Annotated in this window: 14 protein-coding genes and 1 pseudogene; 8 read left to right on the forward strand and 7 right to left on the reverse strand. The window is 61.3% G+C overall.

The genetic code is table 11. The features are described 5' to 3' along the window. Positions 1-586: 586 nt before the first annotated feature. Positions 587-1,885, reverse strand: a complete 1,299-nt coding sequence (argA, locus tag KVG91_RS11960) for an amino-acid N-acetyltransferase (RefSeq protein ID WP_169376966.1) — start codon at positions 1,883-1,885, stop codon at positions 587-589. Between the two features lie 135 nt (positions 1,886-2,020). Continuing rightward, a complete protein-coding gene (gene argE, locus KVG91_RS11965) occupies positions 2,021-3,169 on the reverse strand; it encodes an acetylornithine deacetylase (RefSeq protein WP_169376967.1) in 1,149 nt (382 codons plus the stop codon). A gap of 158 nt (positions 3,170-3,327) precedes the next feature. Here argE and KVG91_RS11970 point away from each other — a divergent pair, with 158 nt between their 5' ends. From KVG91_RS11970 to KVG91_RS12000, 8 genes and pseudogenes are all read left to right on the forward strand, one after another. Beyond that, positions 3,328-4,695: a CYTH domain-containing protein gene (locus KVG91_RS11970; protein WP_169376968.1), complete on the forward strand. Its 1,368-nt coding sequence runs from the start codon at positions 3,328-3,330 to the stop codon at positions 4,693-4,695. 203 nt (positions 4,696-4,898) lie between these two features. Beyond that, positions 4,899-5,081: pseudogene (locus KVG91_RS27550) on the forward strand (hypothetical protein); the annotation flags it as partial. Between the two features lie 82 nt (positions 5,082-5,163). After that, the gene (locus KVG91_RS11975) at positions 5,164-6,843 is read left to right on the forward strand and encodes a GspE/PulE family protein (RefSeq protein WP_169376969.1); all 1,680 of its coding nucleotides are present in this window, start codon (positions 5,164-5,166) and stop codon (positions 6,841-6,843) included. Between the two features lie 77 nt (positions 6,844-6,920). Further along, a complete protein-coding gene (locus tag KVG91_RS11980; protein WP_046381704.1) occupies positions 6,921-7,841 on the forward strand; it encodes an SPFH domain-containing protein in 921 nt (306 codons plus the stop codon). Between the two features lie 10 nt (positions 7,842-7,851). Continuing rightward, the gene (locus KVG91_RS11985) at positions 7,852-8,298 is read left to right on the forward strand and encodes an NfeD family protein (RefSeq protein WP_169376970.1); all 447 of its coding nucleotides are present in this window, start codon (positions 7,852-7,854) and stop codon (positions 8,296-8,298) included. A 69-nt stretch (positions 8,299-8,367) separates the two neighbouring features. Continuing rightward, entirely contained in the window at positions 8,368-8,682 is a 315-nt protein-coding gene (locus KVG91_RS11990; RefSeq protein ID WP_003176799.1) for a DUF2388 domain-containing protein, read from the forward strand. A gap of 186 nt (positions 8,683-8,868) precedes the next feature. Continuing rightward, entirely contained in the window at positions 8,869-9,276 is a 408-nt protein-coding gene (locus KVG91_RS11995; protein WP_178115163.1) for a hypothetical protein, read from the forward strand. Between the two features lie 134 nt (positions 9,277-9,410). Next, positions 9,411-10,553: a DegT/DnrJ/EryC1/StrS family aminotransferase gene (locus tag KVG91_RS12000; protein WP_169376971.1), complete on the forward strand. Its 1,143-nt coding sequence runs from the start codon at positions 9,411-9,413 to the stop codon at positions 10,551-10,553. A gap of 139 nt (positions 10,554-10,692) precedes the next feature. Here KVG91_RS12000 and gcvH read toward each other — a convergent pair whose 3' ends face one another. From gcvH to KVG91_RS12025, 5 genes are all read right to left on the reverse strand, one after another. After that, a complete protein-coding gene (gene gcvH / locus KVG91_RS12005; RefSeq protein ID WP_169376972.1) occupies positions 10,693-11,076 on the reverse strand; it encodes a glycine cleavage system protein GcvH in 384 nt (127 codons plus the stop codon). 50 nt (positions 11,077-11,126) lie between these two features. Further along, positions 11,127-12,209 carry a glycine cleavage system aminomethyltransferase GcvT gene (gene gcvT, locus KVG91_RS12010; RefSeq protein WP_169376973.1) on the reverse strand — a complete coding sequence of 361 codons (1,083 nt, stop codon included), beginning with the start codon at positions 12,207-12,209 and terminating at the stop codon, positions 11,127-11,129. Positions 12,210-12,363: 154 nt separating this feature from the next. Next, positions 12,364-13,980, reverse strand: coding sequence for an ABC transporter permease (locus KVG91_RS12015; protein WP_169376974.1), 1,617 nt, complete (start codon positions 13,978-13,980; stop codon positions 12,364-12,366). Positions 13,981-14,146: 166 nt separating this feature from the next. Further along, entirely contained in the window at positions 14,147-15,151 is a 1,005-nt protein-coding gene (locus KVG91_RS12020; RefSeq protein ID WP_169376975.1) for an extracellular solute-binding protein, read from the reverse strand. 367 nt (positions 15,152-15,518) lie between these two features. After that, positions 15,519-16,736 (reverse strand): 2-octaprenyl-3-methyl-6-methoxy-1,4-benzoquinol hydroxylase, encoded by a 1,218-nt coding sequence (locus KVG91_RS12025; RefSeq protein WP_169377969.1) that lies wholly within the window; start codon positions 16,734-16,736, stop codon positions 15,519-15,521. Positions 16,737-16,743 lie beyond the last annotated feature (7 nt).

A 16,743-nucleotide genomic window follows, 5' to 3' on the forward strand; every position in this document is an offset into this window, starting at 1 on the left:
CAGTTGATTTGGTCCCTGCAGGGTAATGAGTTTTTCATACACCCAAAAAGAATTGTTTCATTCTTTTTCATACCATTCAGGAATAAGCGATCTCGCGAGACGGACAGGTCAGGGTAGACCAACCGCTTCATGAGCGACTTCCTCAAGGGTATTTGTTGGCCATTTTAGATCGTTCAGGTGCGCGTACCGCTGCATACGGCACTCACGATCAAAAAGGCGACGCCATCATGGCCAATGGCACATCCTCTCGTCAATTTGTTACAGTTTTTGTGTCACTAATTCTTTCTTTTGATGTCTAAGGGGCCGTTTTCAGTAGCGGCTAACCGAATCTACCCCTCGTTCTGCTCACCGTATCGGCCCAGATCAATACTTCTGTAGGGTTGATCCTGCATAACGGCAGCCACATTGACGCACCGCCAGCACATGATCGCTTGAAGGCGTCGCGGCGAAGGCGATTGGAAACAGCTGAGTGCTTGACTGCGCAGCGATCCACTGTGGGAGCTGGCTTGCCTGCGATGCAGACGCCTCGGTTTTTACGCTGAACCGAGGCAAGCCAGCTCCCACACAAGCCAGCTCTGGGCTTGGCTTAGAGGGCCTTTTCGAAAATTTTCGAGTTACGCTGGTAGTTGTACAGCGACGCCCGCGCCGATGGCAGGCGATCCACACTGCTCGGCTCAAAACCGCGCTCCCGGAACCAGTGGGCGGTGCGGGTGGTAAGCACGAACAAGGTCTTCAAACCCTGCGCCCGCGCACGGGTCTGGATACGTTCGAGCAACACGTCGCCACGGGCGCCGTGCCGGTATTCCGGGTTCACCGCCAGGCACGCCAGCTCACCCGCGTCCGAATCGGCGATCTGATACAGCGCCGCACACGCGATGATCATGCCTTCGCGCTCCACCACGCTGAATTGCTCGATCTCGCGCTCCAGCACCTCTCGCGAGCGGCGCACCAGGATGCCCTGCTCTTCCAGCGGGCTGATCAGGTCGAGCAAGCCGCCCACGTCCTCGATCGCCGCTTCGCGCACCAATTCGAACTGTTCCTGAGCCACCAGCGTGCCGCCGCCGTCACGGGTAAACAGCTCGGTGAGCAAGGCGCCGTCTTCGGCGTAGCTGACGATATGACTGCGCCCTACTCCACCGCGGCAAGCCTGCGCGGCGGCGTCGAGCAATTCAGCCTGATAATTGCTGCCCAGGCGTTGCAGGTGTGCCGGTACTTGTTGCGGGCGCAGTTCGCGCACCAGGCGACCGTTTTCGTCGATCAGGCCAAGATCAGCGCCGAACAGCAGCAATTTGTCGGCGCCCAGGTCGATGGCCGCGCGCGTGGCGACGTCTTCGCAGGCCAGGTTGAAGATTTCACCCGTGGGCGAGTAGCCCAGCGGTGACAGCAAAACGATGGAACGCTCGTCCAGCAGGCGGTTGATGCCTTTACGGTCTACCCGGCGCACTTCGCCGGTGTGGTGGTAGTCCACTCCGTCCAATACGCCGATGGGCCGTGCGGTCACGAAGTTGCCGCTGGTCACCCGCAGGCGCGAGCCCTGCATCGGCGACGACGCCATGTCCATCGACAGGCGCGCCTCAATGGCGACGCGCAAGTGGCCGACCGCGTCGATCACACACTCCAGCGTCGCCGCATCGGTGATGCGCATGCCTTCGTGGTAAGTCGGGGTGAGGCCACGCGCCTCAAGGCGCACTTCGATCTGTGGGCGCGAACCGTGCACCAGCACCAGCCGCACGCCGAGGCTGTGGAGCAGCACCAGGTCGTGGACGATGTTGCCGAAGTTGGGGTGTTCCACGCCGTCGCCGGGCAGCATGACGACGAAGGTGCAGTCGCGGTGGGCGTTGATGTAAGGGGACGCGTGACGAAGCCAATTAACGTAGTCGGGCATAGAACCTGGGCCTGTAATAAAAAGCAGCCGAAAAAGGATGAATCGTGAAAGCGCACGGCGGGCTGATGGTTATCGTCGGAACAGGCTTGGCGACACGCTCACTCTCCTTCTATGTACGAACAGGCAGGGGTTAATTTATGCAGGTTTCAGGCAGTAATGTTCGATCAGTTCCCGCAATAGACGCACTGTAGGCGTCAAGCGTGACATTTCGAGGTACTCGCCAGGCTGGTGCGCGCAGGCAATGTCGCCAGGGCCGAATACCAGGGTTTCACACCCAAGGCGCTGAAGATAAGGCGCTTCGGTGCCGAACGCTACTGCTTCGGCACGATGGCCGGTCAAATGTTCCGCCACCCGCACCAGCTCGGCATCTTCGGCTTGCTCGAACGGCGGCACTTCGGGGAACAACGGCGCGTAGTCAATCTTGACCTGATGGCGTTCGGCCAAGGGCACGAGCTTCTGCCGGATGGCCGCGCGCAGCACCTCGGGGTCCATGCCCGGCAAGGGGCGCAGGTCGAACTCAAGGGAGCACTGGCCGCAGATGCGGTTGGGATTGTCGCCACCATGGATGCAGCCGAAATTGAGCGTCGGCTGTGGCACGCTGAATTGCGGGTTGCGGTACTCGCGCTGCCAGGCCAGGCGCAGGCCGCGCAGTTCGCCGATGGCATCGTGCATGGCTTCGAGGGCACTGTGGCCCAGGCGCGGATCCGACGAATGGCCACTCTGGCCGAGGATGTCGATGCGCTCCATCATTATGCCTTTATGCAGGCGGATCGGCTTGAGTCCGGTCGGCTCGCCAATGACAGCAGCGCGACCCAGCGGGCGCCCAGCGTCAGCCAAAGCGCGGGCGCCGGCCATGGAGCTTTCTTCATCGCAGGTCGCGAGAATCAGCAGCGGCTGCTTGAACGGTTGGTCCAGCAGCGGCAGCACGGCTTCAATGGCCAATGCGAAAAAACCCTTCATGTCGCAGCTGCCCAGCCCTACCCAGCGGCCGTCGACTTCCGTCAGCTTGAGCGGATCAGTCTTCCACAGTGCGGCGTCGTAGGGGACGGTATCGCTATGACCGGCCAGCACCAGCCCACCGGGCCCACTGCCGAAGCTGGCGAGCAGGTTGAACTTGCCGGGGCTGACCTGCTGGATGTCGATGGCGAACCCCAGGTCCCCCAACCAACCGGCGAGCAAATCGATGACAGGGCGGTTGCTCTGGTCGAGAGACGCTTGGGTGCAACTGACCGACGGTGCGGCAATCAGTGCGGCGAACTGCTCTTGCATAGACGGTAACGGCATGCGCGGTCTCTCTAGTTCCCGGATGAGGCCCACTATAGAACCATCTGCACGCCACAATAAACCGTTGCGGCGCGTTGCCGGGCTCAGTCCTGTACACTGCACGACCTTGGCAGCCACACTTTTCCCCGGCTGCGCTCCCGATCCTGGATTTTCCGGCCATGCATAAAGAAACCGAAATAAAGCTGCGCGTCAGCCGCGAAACACTCGCCGCGCTGCGTGAGCACCCGCTACTGAAAAAACGCAACAAAAGTGGCTGGGAACGCCGTGAGTTGATGAACCAGTATTTCGACACCCCCGAGCGCGACCTGGCCCAGGCCAAAGTCGCCCTGCGCCTGCGCAAGGACGGTGACGATATCATCCAGACCCTCAAGACCCGTGGCCAGAGCGTCGCCGGCTTGTCGGAACGCAACGAATACAACTGGGAACTGCCCAAAGCCAAGCTCGATGTGAAGAAACTCGACGGCGAATGCTGGCCCGAGCAACTGGCCGAGCTGGACAAAAAGACTCTCAAGCCGATTTTCACCACCGACTTTGTGCGCGAACGCGCCGAAATCGCTTGGGGCCGTGGCAAGGCCAAGGTCGTGATCGAAGCCGCCCTGGACCTGGGCCACGTGGTGGTCGGCAAGCAGAAAGAAGAAATCTGCGAGCTGGAACTGGAACTGCGCGAAGGCGAGCCGGCTGCCTTGCTGGAACTGGCCGCCGAGCTGGCCGCGACCCTGGCGCTGATGCCCTGCGATATCAGCAAGGCCGAGCGCGGCTATCGCCTGTATGACGCCGATAGCTACTCGCTGAGCCTTCCGGCGCCGCAGATCCACGCCGAGATGCCGCTGGACGACGCCTTCGCTGCGATCATGTGGCACCTGCTGGGCAGCAGCCAGCGCCTGGCCGAGCAATACCGTTTCAATGGTCACTGGCGCCTGCTGCAAGACTGGGTCGACACCCTCGGCGAGCTGCGCGCCCTGATCGGCAGCCTCGGCCAGGCCGCACCGCGCCAATCCACCAGCGAATTGCGCAGCGCCCTCGATGCCCTGCTCGAAGACTGGCGCCCGCTGGTACAAGCCGGTGACGACGACGAAGACATTCGCAAAGCCGCGCCGGAACAGTTTGTCGAAGAGCTGGACGACGTGCGCTGGGGCCTGTTCTCGCTGAACGCGTCGCGCTGGCTGCTGGCCCGTGCCTGGACCGCCGAGCGCACTGTGCGCGGCAACCGCCAGGGCGCTGCACAAATCACCAATTGGCTGCCGCGCCTGCTGGCCGACGATGCTGTCGCCCTGCAACTGCCGCGCTACCAGCAACAACCGGAAGACTTGGCCGAGCAACTGCCGCGCATCGAACGCGTCCAGGCTTGGCTGCACCACGCGCGTCATGTGGTCGACATTCCGGAACTGGACCGCTTGTATGGCGAGCTGAACAAGTTGGTGCAACTGGCCAACCAGCCCATCACAGATGAGTCGCTGGATGCGCGGATGCACCAGGCGATCGCGGTGTATCAGAACCGTGCCTGGAAGACCTTGTTGCGTCTGTAAGCACGCTATCGCGGGCAAGTCAGTTAAGAGTGAACACTGTACCTGTGGCGAGCGGGCTTGCCCCGCGTTGGGCTGCGTAGCAGCCCCAAAACCAGCCTCTGCGGAATGTCTGATACACCGCATTCTGCTTACTGGGGCTGCTTCGCAGCCCAACGCGGGACAAGCCCGCTCGCCACAACAAGCTGGACCTGCCAGCACTACACCGGCAGGTCAGGGTGAATCGGGAAGCAGACCTGCTGAACATCGACATCGTGATGGACGGCCTGAGCTGGCACCGTGCTCAGGTGATCGCTGAAAAGATTCGAAACCTGATCAGCGTGTGCGCGTTGGACCTGCGACCAGCTGATTGCGCAGGGCCTCCAGCAGCGTTGGCGCTTGCTCGGTAAAAACCTGCAATACACCCTCGGAGGTGGATATTCAGGGGTTGGCTAGCCTGGGTTTACGCCCACAGCCTCCAGGAAAACGTTCATGCCCGTTGGTCAACAATTGGAACTGCATCAGCTGCTACCGGCCCTGGTCGACGGGAAACTCATTACCCCCGAGCTCGCGCAGCGCTTGTCGGCGCTGCCGGCCAGCAACACGCAGCATCCCCTGGAACGCATCGCGGCCCTTGGGCCCGACCTGGAAACCCTGACCGAATGGCTGGCCCGGCAGGCCGGGCAACCCTACCTGCGTATCGACCCTTTAAAGATCGACGTAGCAACGGTGGTGCCGTTGATGTCCCACGCATTCGCCCAACGCCACGCCATCCTGGCGGTGGCGGTGGATGCACACACCGTCACCGTCGCCAGCGCCCAGCCCCACATCACCTGTTGGGAGGCCGGGTTGGCGCAGGTGCTCAAGCGCTCGATCAAGCGCGTGGTCGCCAACCCCCAGGACATAAACCGCTGTATCGGCGAGTTTTACCGACTGGCAAAGTGCGTCAGCGGTGCCGATCAAAAGGTCGCGGCGCCTGGCAATGCCGAATTGCTCAACCTCGGCGCCAGCGACCAGGAGCCGGATGCCAACGACGCGCATATCGTCAATATCGTCGACTGGTTGTTGCAATACGCCTTCGCCCAGCGCGCCAGTGACATCCACATTGAGCCGTGCCGGGAACAGGGCCGTGTGCGCTTTCGCATCGACGGGCTGCTGCATGACGTCTATCAGTTTCCGCCCCAGGTCACGATGGCAGTGGTCAGCCGCCTGAAAAGCCTGGGCCGCATGAACGTCGCGGAAAAACGCAGGCCCCAGGATGGCCGGGTCAAGACCAAAAGCCCGGCGGGAGCGGAGGTTGAGCTGCGCCTTTCCACCTTGCCCACTGCATTCGGCGAAAAACTGGTGATGCGGATTTTCGACCCGCAGGTGCTGCTCAAGGGCTTTGACCAGTTGGGCCTGTCCGTTGACGACCAACAACGTTGGCACGCCATGACAGGCCAGGCCAACGGCATCATCCTGGTCACCGGCCCGACCGGCTCCGGCAAGACCAGCACGCTCTACACCACGCTCAGGCAACTGGCGACCAGGGAGGTCAACCTGTGCACGGTGGAAGACCCGATCGAGATGGTCGAGCCGGCATTCAACCAGATGCAGGTGCAGCACAACATCGACCTGAACTTTGCCAGCGGCATCCGCGCCCTGCTGCGCCAGGACCCGGACATCATCATGATCGGCGAGATCCGCGACCAGGAGACCGCCGAAATGGCGATTCAGGCTGCATTGACCGGGCACCTGGTGCTGTCGACCCTGCACACCAACGATGCACCCAGCGCCATCAGCCGCTTGCAGGAGCTGGGCATTGCTGATTATTTAATCAAGGCCACGTTACTGGGCGTCATGGCGCAGCGGTTGGTGCGGGTGCTGTGCCCGCACTGCAAGCGCGCGCGGGGTGAGGCCCATGAAGCTGTCGGGTGCGTTGAATGCCGAAACAGTGGTTATCGGGGGCGAGCCGGGGTTTACGAAATCATGGTGTTGAACGAAGCGCTCAAAGCGCTGATCACGCCCGGCGCCGACGTGCAGGCCCTGCGCCAGGCGGCGGTGGCTCAAGGCATGTGCAGCCTGCGCGTGGCCGGGGTGCAAAAAGTAGAAGCCGGGCTGACCACGATGGCGGAAGTGTTGCGGGTGACCCCTGGGGATTCAGTAACAAATCCTTTATTTGTTACTCGGTGAAAACGTTCTTATCGGTGGCAACGCCGTTACAATCGGTCGAACATCGTTTCACTGACACTTTCAGATAGGGAATCGCTATGCAGATCGGAACCGTACTGCTTCTTTTCGTGGGCTTGGCCATCGCCATCCTCTTCATGGGTTTCAAGGTCGTCCCACAGGGCTACCAATGGACGGTCGAGCGCTTCGGTCGTTACACCAATACCCTCAAGCCCGGCCTGAACATCATCATTCCGGTCATGGACCGTATCGGTCGAAAGATCAACGTGATGGAAAGCGTGCTGGATATCCCGCCCCAGGAAGTCATCACCGCCGACAACGCCACCGTGCAGATCGATGCCGTGTGCTTCTTCCAGGTAGTCAATACGGCCCAGGCCGCCTACGAGGTCAACAACCTCGAGCATGCCATCCGCAATCTGCTGCAAACTAATATCCGTACCGTGCTCGGTTCCATGGAGCTGGATGCCATGCTCAGCCAACGTGACGGTATCAACGAAAAGCTGCTGAGGACCGTGGACGAAGCCACCGCGCCTTGGGGTATCAAGATCACCCGCATCGAGATCAAGGACATCAGCCCGCCCGCCGACCTGATGGCCGCCATGTCCGGCCAGATGAAAGCCGAGCGGATCAAACGTGCGCAGATCCTGGAGGCCGAGGGCCTGCGGGCGTCGGCGATCCTGACCGCTGAAGGCAAGAAGCAAGCACAGATTCTTGAGGCCGAAGGTGGGCGCCAAGCGGCGTTCCTGGAGTCTGAAGCCCGCGAGCGTCAGGCTGAAGCCGAGGCTCGAGCGACCCAAGTGGTTTCCGAAGCGATCGCCACCGGTAACGTGCAGGCCATCAACTACTTCGTCGCGCAAAAATACATCGACGCCCTGGGCAAGCTGGCATCGGCCAACAACAGCAAGGTCATCCTGATGCCGCTGGAGGCCAGCCAGGTGATCGGTGCTGTCGGCGGTATCGGCGAGATTGTCAAGGCAACGTTCGACAACAAGAAAGGCTGAGGCCAGCGCCATGTGGGATTTCCTGCAGCATCTTTCGTTTTGGGATTGGCTCGCGCTGGGCACGGTACTGCTGATACTGGAAGTATTCGGCGCCGGTGGCTACCTGCTGTGGATGGGTATCGCAGCGGCGGCCGTGGGCGTGATCAAGTTTCTGGTACCGCCCCTGGGGCTGGAGTGGCAATTACTGCTGTTTGCCGTGTTGTCGATCGTCACAGCGGTGTATTGGTGGAAGCGCCAGCGCAGCAGCGCCAAGGCCAGTGACCAGCCGGGGCTGAACGAGCGGGGCTCGGAACTTATCGGCCGAACGTTCGTGGTGCATCAGGCGATTGTGGACGGCCGGGGTAAGGTCAAGGTCGGCGATGGTGTGTGGATGGTGACCGGCCCGGACAGCCCCGTAGGGGCTCAAGTACGGGTGATTAGCCAGGAAGGCGTCGTGTTAAAGGTTGAAACTGTTTAGTCAGTGATGGAACTCGCCTGAGCTATCTACAATCATAAAGTACAGATAACCCACCCGGAGTCACCCATCATGCGTCTCAAATATGCTGTCGCAACCCTTGCTGTGCTTTCCCTCCCTGTCGGCTCAGCCATGGCCGACAGTTTCTGGCGCAATGTCATCTCGTCGGGCGCCACCACTGGCTCGACGTACCTGACCTTCAAGGACCACAAGCTGGTGGTCGCCGCACAAGACGACGCCGGCAGCTTTGTCGCCAGCGATGGCGGCATCCGTGGCCCGTACCTTGAAGCTGCGATGCAGAAAGTGCGCGCCGACAACCCTGGCCTGCAGGCCACGGACATGGAACTGGCCAACGCCATCCTGGCGAAAAACGCAGTCACTGAATAGCACTGGGCCCACGAAAAATGCCGCTTTTGCAAGCGGCATTTTTTTGCCTTCAATTCGTACAATCTTCGTCGCGAGATACTATCTAAGCCTTTGAACTTTCCCAAATGGATGCCGAGAGATCCTATCGATCCTAATTTTGCCAGGCAACAAGCTAGGGGTTCCTTTCACATAAGCGAATCACTGTTTATGCAAAAAATTGTCTACGCGTTGGTGCTCTCTGCGCTCGCGTCTTCCTACACCCAGGCAGAAAACTGGTACGACTCAGCCAAATTCAACAAGGCTCGCCAAGACCTCTCCAGTTCGCTGCTGACCAGCCCTCAAGCGACGGAATGGGTGGACGCCCCGGACAACGTCAAGTCATCCGTCGCCCCTTTCGCGGCAGTCTATGCTTTTGACTACGGCTGGCGTCAGGAGGGGAAATACACGATGCCGAACAACTCGACCTCCAAATTATACTCGCCCCCCTTCAATACTAACGTCAACAGCCAGCAAGCGCAGAGCCAACGTTTGATGCTCGATGGCTACAAAGGACATCCCGATCAGCCCACCGTTGTTGGCTCACGGTATGACCGGCGTGGGCGTCGCACGCATTGAAGCCAAGGCTATTTTGCCCGAACGGTGACGATTCATTCACAGGCGACAGGCTATATTCAGTCACGCCGTGCAACCATGCCGGCAGTGATACTTCGTTCACTTATCGCCCACTCGAAATGGATGCTTCCGTCGTCATGAGCCAACAGCCCTTCCTGCCGTTTTCCAAACCCACCATCGATGAAGCGACTATCTCGGCGGTTGGCGATGTGTTGCGCTCGGGCTGGATCACCAGCGGGCCGAAGGTGCAGGCCTTCGAGGCACAGTTGTCGCAATACTTTGGTGGCCGGCCGGTGCGCACGTTCAATTCGGGCACCTGCACCATGGAGATTGCCTTGCGCATTGCCGGCATCGGGCCGGGCGATGAAGTCATCACCACGCCGATTTCCTGGGTTGCCACGGCCAATGTGATCCTTGAAGTGGGCGCCACGCCGGTATTTGCCGATATTGACCCGGTCACTCGCAATATCGACCTGGCCCAGCTGGAAGCCGCGATTACGCCGCGCACCAAGGCGATCATCCCGGTGTACCTGGCCGGCCTGCCCGTGGACATGCCGATGCTGTATGCGCTGGCCAACAAGTACAACCTGCGCATTATCGAGGACGCCGCCCAGGCGCTGGGCTCCAGCTGGGATGGCGAACGGATTGGCGCCACGGGAGATTTTGTATCGTTCAGTTTCCAGGCCAACAAGAACATCACCTCGTCCGAGGGCGGTTGCCTGGTGCTGAACAATGCCGAAGAAGCCCGGCTGGCAGAAAAGTACCGCTTGCAGGGGGTTACCCGCACCGGCTTCGACGGCCTGGACGTGGACGTGCTGGGCGGCAAGTTCAACATGACCGACATCGCTGCGGCCATCGGCCTCGGGCAATTTGCCCATATCGAAACGATCACCGCTCACCGCCGGGGCCTGGCGCAGCACTACTTCAAGTGTTTTGGCCGCGATTTCGAAGAAAAATACGGCGCACAACTGCCGCCGGCCGACTTCGAAAACAGCAACTGGCACCTGTTCCAACTGGTGCTGCCGGAGCGTCAGGACGGCCTACCGGCCCGCGCCACGTTCATGGAGCAGATGCAGGCCCACGGCGTCGGCATTGGCTATCACTACCCGCCGATTCACCTGCTCAGCCTTTATCGGGCGCAAGGATTCAAGGAGGGGATGTTCCCGGTGGCGGAGAGGGTCGGGCGTTTGATCGTATCGTTGCCGATGTTTACGGCGATGACAGAGGCGGATGTGGAGCGGTCGGTAGCGGCGGTCAAAGCCGTCTTGAAGGTAAGCTGAAAAATCCGGCTCACCGCAGTCAATGTGGGAGCTGGCTTGCCTGCGATTGCATCATCTGGGTATCACTGATACACCGAGGCGTCTGCATCGCAGGCAAGCCAGCTCCCACACTGGTTTGTGCTGCTCCAGCTAGGTGCGTTTACTCGCCGATAGCGGCTTTGTAACCAGCAGCATCCAGCAGCTTGTCCAGTTCAGCCGCGTTGCTTGGCTTGAGCTTGAAGATCCACGCACCGTACGGGTCCGAGTTCAGCAACTCAGGGCTACCACTGAGCTCCTCGTTGACGGCAATCACTTCGCCAGCTACCGGCGAGTAAATATCCGAAGCGGCCTTAACCGACTCAACTACGCCAGCCTGGCCTTGAGCCTCGAACGTGGCGCCGACTTCGGCCAGCTCAACAAATACCACATCGCCCAAGGCTTCCTGAGCGTGGTCGGAAATTCCGACGGTCACAGTGCCGTCGGCTTCCAGACGGGCCCATTCGTGGCTTTCGGCAAAACGCAGGTCGGCAGGGATATCGCTCATAGTCTGTGTCCTCAAGAAAAAGTGTCAGCGGCCATCGGCCTGCCGGAAGGTTAGATCAAGGTTTTTCCATGGCGCACGAAGGTCGGTTTGACCACTCGAACCGGGTACCACTTGCCGCGGATTTCCACTTCGGCCCGGTCGGCGGTTGCCGTCGGTACACGCGCCAGGGCAATCGATTTGCTCAGCGTAGGAGAGAAACTACCACTGGTGATCTCCCCTTCGCCAATATTGGCGATACGAACCACTTGGTGAGCGCGTAAAACCCCGCGTTCTTCCAGCACCAGCCCGACCAGTTTGAATTGCACGCCCGCTGTTTTTTCCGCTTCCAGCGCAGCGCGCCCAATGAAATCACGTTCGGCAGGCTCCCAGGCGATGCTCCAGGCCATGTTCGAGGCCAGGGGCGACACCTCCTGGTGGATATCCTGGCCGTACAGGTTCATGCCCGCTTCCAAGCGCAGGGTATCGCGGGCGCCGAGGCCGATGGGGGAAATACCGGCACCCACCAGGTCGTTGAAGAAACCCGGCGCCTGTTCGGCCGGCAAGACAATCTCCAGGCCATCTTCGCCGGTGTAACCCGTGCGCGCGATAAACCAATCGCCATCGGCGTGGCCTTCGAAGGGTTTGAGCTGGTGAATCAGGGTGCCACGGGACTGGGTGACCAGCTCGGCAATTTTTTGCCGGGCATGGGGGCCTTGAATGGCCAACATGGCCAACTCGGACCGTTCATGCAATTGCACCTGGTAGGTGCCCAATTGCGCATGCATCCAGGCCATGTCCTGGTCGCGGGTGGCCGCATTGACCACCAGGCGATAAGCGGCCTCGGTGCGGTAGACGATCATGTCGTCCACTACGCCGCCCTTCTCGTTGAGCATTGCGCTGTACAGCGCACGGCCGCAGTCTTGCAGGCGCTCGACATCATTGGCCAGCAGGCGCTGTAGCCATTCCTTGGCCTGGGGGCCGGTGACATCGATCACGGTCATATGGGATACATCAAACACCCCGCAGTCGCGTCGCACCTGATGGTGCTCTTCAACTTGCGAGCCGTAGTGCAGAGGCATATCCCAACCGCCAAAATCGACCATTTTCGCGCCGAGGGCGAGATGCAGGTCATACAGAGGCGTACGCTGTCCCATGGGTTTCTCCTTCCGGGCGTGGCGAAGGTGCGCAGCATGCCGTTCGTGCCAAACGCCTGAATAACAAGGCCCGCAGCTACGCCCAGCGACTCGATCCGAACGACGGACCACACCGAATGCCGCGCATTGTAGCCGCAAGCCGTAGGACTGGCACCTAACCGATTTGCCTGGCGGAGCGTCGGATCAGCCCGATCACCGGCAACAGGCCCACCAACACCAGGGTCAATGCCGGCAAAGAAGCCCTTGCCCACTCGCCTTCGCTGGTCATTTCAAAGATCCGCACCGCCAGCGTGTCCCAACCGAACGGGCGCATCAGCAAGGTGGCGGGCATTTCCTTGAGCACATCGACAAACACCAGCAGTGCTGCGCTCAAGGTCCCAGGCAGCAGCAACGGCAGATACACTTTGCAAAACAGTCGTGGACCGCTGACGCCGAGACTGCGCGCAGCTTCCGGCAAGGATGGACGAATGCGTGCCAGGCTGTTCTCCAACGGCCCGTAGGCCACCGCAAGAAACCGCACCAGGTACGCCAGCACCAACGCCGACAGGCTGCCCAGCAGCAAGGGCTTGCCCGCACCGCCGAGCCAGCCCGACAGCGGCACGACCAGTTCACGGTCCAAATAGCTGAAGGCCAGCATGATTGACACGGCGAGCACCGAGCCCGGCAAGGCGTAACCGACGTTGGCCAGGCTGATGCCGGAGCGGATCGCCCGTGTCGGCGCCAGGCGATTGGAGAAGGCCAGTACCAGCGCGACGCTGACGGTGATCAAGGCTGCGATGCCGCCAAGGTAGAGCGTGTGGACGATCAGGCCGGAATAACGCTCATCCAGGTCGAAGCGGCCGCGCTGCCAGAACCAGGCAACCAGTTGCAGTACCGGAATGACGAAGGCACAGGCGAATACCAACCCACACCAGCCGCTGGCCGCTGCCGCCTTGAACCCGCGCAGGTGGTACAGCGCTTTGCCACGCGGCCGTTCATTGCTCGGTCGGCTAGCGCCCCGGGCGCGTCGCTCGCCATACAACACCAGCATCACCACCAGCAGCAGCAAGCTGGCCAACTGGGCTGCGCTGGACAGACTGAAGAAGCCGTACCAGGTCTTGTAAATGGCGGTGGTAAAGGTATCGAAGTTGAACACCGAGACCGCACCGAAATCCGCCAAGGTCTCCATCAATGCCAAGGCCACCCCGGCACCAATCGCCGGCCGCGCCATGGGCAAGGCCACGTGCCAGAACGCCCGCCATGGCGATTGTCCCAGCACCCGTGCCGCTTCCATCAGGCCTTTGCCCTGGGCCAGGAACGCCGTGCGCGCCAATAGATAAACGTAGGGATAGAACACCAGCACCAAGACGATGATCACGCCGCTGGTGGAGCGCACGCGGGGCAGCCTCAAGCCGGTGCCGAACCATTCACGCAACAAGGTTTGTACGGGCCCTGCGAAGTCCAGCAGGCCGACAAACACAAAGGCCAGCACGTAGGCTGGAATCGCGAACGGCAACATTAACGCCCAATCCAGCCAGCGCCGGCCGGGGAATTCGCAGAGGCTGGTCAGCCAGGCCAGGCTGACGCCCAGCAAGGTCACGCCGGCACCGACGCCTAACACCAGGGTCAGGGTGTTGCCCAGCAGGCGCGGCATCTGGGTTTCCCACAGGTGGGACCAGATTTGCGCATCGATGGTTTGCCAGGACAGCAATAGCACGCTCAGCGGCAGCAGCACCAGGGCAGCGACGGTGAAGACCGGCAGGTACCAGCGGCGTTGGGCGGGGTGGGCCAAGGAGAAGCTCTCAGAAAAATAAGGATTTTGAAGCCGTCGCTAACCAATGTGGGAGCGGGCTTGCTCGCGAAAGCGGTGTGTCAGTCACAGATGTATTGACTGACCCGACGCCTTCGCGAGCAAGCCCGCTCCCACATTTAGCCCTGCGGTGTCTTGGAGATTGTACTCAGTTCCAGCCCGCACGATCCATCAAGCGAATCGCCTCAGCCTGGCGCTTGCCCGCCACTTCCACCGGCAAGGTGTCCGCCACGAACTTGCCCCAGCTCGCCACTTCCGCCGATGGCGCTACGGCCGGGTTGGCCGGGAATTCCTGGTTCACATCGGCAAAGATTTTCTGTGCCTGCGGGGTGGTCATCCATTCCACCAGCGCCTTGGCCGCTTCCGGATGCGGCGCGTGCTTGGTCAGGCCGATGCCCGACAGGTTCACGTGCACGCCACGGTCGCCCTGGTTCGGCCAGAACAGCTTTACCGCCAGATCCGGCTTCTGCTTGTGCAGGCGCCCGTAGTAGTAGGTGTTAACGATGCCCACGTCACACTGGCCTGCGTTGATGGCTTCAAGCACGGCCACGTCATCCGAGAACACGTCGGTGGACAGGTTGTTGACCCAGCCTTTGACGATTTCTTCGGTCTTGGCCGCGCCATGGGTTTCGATCAGGGTCGCGGTCAGCGACTGGTTGTAGACCTTCTTCGCCGTGCGCAGGCACAGGCGGCCTTCCCACTGCTTGTCGGCCAGGGCTTCGTAAGTCGTGAGATCCCCCGGCTTTACCCGGTCGGTGGAATAGGCGATGGTCCGCGCGCGCAGGCTCAAGCCGGTCCAGGCATGCTGTGAGGAGCGATATTGCAGGGGGATGTTCTTGTCAATGACCGCGGAGGTGAACGGCTGCAGGATACCCATTTGCTCGGCCTGCCAGAGGTTGCCGGCGTCAACGGTGAGCAGCAGGTCGGCGGTGGCGTTTTCGCCCTCGGCCTTGATGCGCTGCATCAGCGGGGCTTCCTTGTCAGTGATGAACTTCACCTGCACGCCGGTCTTTTGGGTGTAGGCGTCAAATACCGGCTTGATCAGTTCGTCGATGCGCGAGGAGTAGACCACCACTTCGTCGGCGGCCTGCACGGTCGTGCTGCCGATCAGGGTAATTGCCAGGGCAGTCAGGAGGCGCTTGGGTGCCAACATGGGTGCGGTCTCTCATTTGCAAAGTGAGCGCAAATGATAGGGACTCACATTTGGTAACGCTTGCTGGAGGCGTTACCAGATGTTGCATAGCCGGGATTTGCGTTTCGCGCTTATGCCCTCATCGCGGCATAGGTATCTACACATTTTTGTAGTGAGCGGGCTTGTCCCGTGCTGGGTGGCGAAGCGGCCCCAAACCAGGCGAATTGCGCTTATCTGAAACTGCGCGGTGTCTTTATTGGGGCGGCTTCGCCACCCAGCGCGGGACAAGCCCGCTCACTACAAGGAGATTTGTCAGCCTTTGAAAGTTGTGTAGATACCTATGCTCATCGCGGGCAAGCCCGGCTCCCACAGGGATCAGGTTTCAAATTCAGGGTTTGGCGAGTTCGGGGAGGTCGCCGGTCAGGCCCAGCGCCTGGCGCACGAACACCGCCTTGGCTTCGGGTATCTGGTCGACCAGCTTCAGGCCGGCATTGCGCAACCAGCGCAGCGGCAATGGGTCGGCCTGGAACAGCCGCTCGAAACCTTCCATCGCCGCCATCAACGCCAGGTTGTGCGGCATGCGTCGGCGTTCGTAGCGGCTCAGCACTTTCACATCCGCCAGGCGCTCGCCGCGCTCGGTCGCGGCCAATAACACTTCGGCCAGCACAGCAGCATCGAGGAACCCCAGGTTCACGCCCTGCCCCGCCAAGGGATGGATGACGTGAGCCGCGTCGCCGATCAACGCCAGGCCTTCGGCCACGTAGCGTTTGGCGTGACGCTGGCGCAACGGTACACAGACGCGAGGGTCGGCGCTCAGCACCGTACCGAGCCGCCCTTCGAAGGCGCGCTCCAGTTCGCGGCAGAAGTTTTCGTCCTGCAGCGCCATCAGGCGTTCGGATTCGGCGGGGGTGGTCGACCAGACAATCGAGCACCAATCTTCCTGCCCGTCCCGCACCAGCGGCAAAAAGGCCAGCGGGCCGGTGTCGGTAAACCGCTGCCATGCCGTGCGTTGGTGCGGCTGGCTGGTACGTACGCTGGTGACAATGGCGTTATGCAGGTAATCCCATTCGCGGGTCGCGGTGCCGGTCAGGCGGCGCACGGCGGAGTTGGCGCCATCGGCGGCCACCACCAGCGGTGCGCGCAACCTGCGGCCATCGGCCAGGGTCAGCAACCATTCATCGCCGGAACGGCGCATCTGCTCCAGGCGTGCGTCGGCTAGAAGTCCCAGATCGCAATCGTGCAAGCGCTCAAGCAAGGCGTCCTGAACCACGCGATTCTCGACGATGTGCCCCAGCACTTCGGCGTGCACGCTGGCCGCCGAAAAGTGGATCTGCCCGGTGCCGCTGCCGTCCCACACCTGCATCTGGCCGTATGGGCTGGCGCGGCGCGACACGATGCCGTCCCACACGCCCAGGCGCTCGAGGATGCGCTGGCTGGCGGCCGACAACGCGCTCACCCGTGGCTCAAAGGCGCCATCGCGGTCGTACGGCGCGACACTCAGCGGGCTGCCGTCGAGCAGCAGCACTTGCAGGCCACTGCCCTGCAACGCCAGCGCCAGGGCGCTTCCGACCATTCCGGCCCCGACAATCAGCACATCTGCGCGCATGTCCATG

This window comes from Pseudomonas azadiae, assembly GCF_019145355.1.
Lineage (GTDB): Bacteria > Pseudomonadota > Gammaproteobacteria > Pseudomonadales > Pseudomonadaceae > Aquipseudomonas > Aquipseudomonas azadiae.

Bases quoted from the DNA above. Each gene is read 5' to 3' on its own strand.
- KVG91_RS12020 (WP_169376975.1), bottom strand. From the start codon at position 15,151: ATGTTGGCACCCAAGCGCCTCCTGACTGCCCTGGCAATTACCCTGATC.
- KVG91_RS12025 (WP_169377969.1), bottom strand. From the start codon at position 16,736: ATGCGCGCAGATGTGCTGATTGTCGGGGCCGGAATGGTCGGAAGCGCC.
- KVG91_RS12000 (WP_169376971.1), top strand. From the start codon at position 9,411: ATGAGCCAACAGCCCTTCCTGCCGTTTTCCAAACCCACCATCGATGAA.
- KVG91_RS11995 (WP_178115163.1), top strand. From the start codon at position 8,869: ATGCAAAAAATTGTCTACGCGTTGGTGCTCTCTGCGCTCGCGTCTTCC.
- gcvT (WP_169376973.1), bottom strand. From the start codon at position 12,209: ATGGGACAGCGTACGCCTCTGTATGACCTGCATCTCGCCCTCGGCGCG.
- gcvH (WP_169376972.1), bottom strand. From the start codon at position 11,076: ATGAGCGATATCCCTGCCGACCTGCGTTTTGCCGAAAGCCACGAATGG.
- KVG91_RS11970 (WP_169376968.1), top strand. From the start codon at position 3,328: ATGCATAAAGAAACCGAAATAAAGCTGCGCGTCAGCCGCGAAACACTC.
- argA (WP_169376966.1), bottom strand. From the start codon at position 1,885: ATGCCCGACTACGTTAATTGGCTTCGTCACGCGTCCCCTTACATCAAC.
- argE (WP_169376967.1), bottom strand. From the start codon at position 3,169: ATGCCGTTACCGTCTATGCAAGAGCAGTTCGCCGCACTGATTGCCGCA.
- KVG91_RS11975 (WP_169376969.1), top strand. From the start codon at position 5,164: ATGCCCGTTGGTCAACAATTGGAACTGCATCAGCTGCTACCGGCCCTG.
- KVG91_RS11985 (WP_169376970.1), top strand. From the start codon at position 7,852: ATGTGGGATTTCCTGCAGCATCTTTCGTTTTGGGATTGGCTCGCGCTG.
- KVG91_RS11980 (WP_046381704.1), top strand. From the start codon at position 6,921: ATGCAGATCGGAACCGTACTGCTTCTTTTCGTGGGCTTGGCCATCGCC.
- KVG91_RS11990 (WP_003176799.1), top strand. From the start codon at position 8,368: ATGCGTCTCAAATATGCTGTCGCAACCCTTGCTGTGCTTTCCCTCCCT.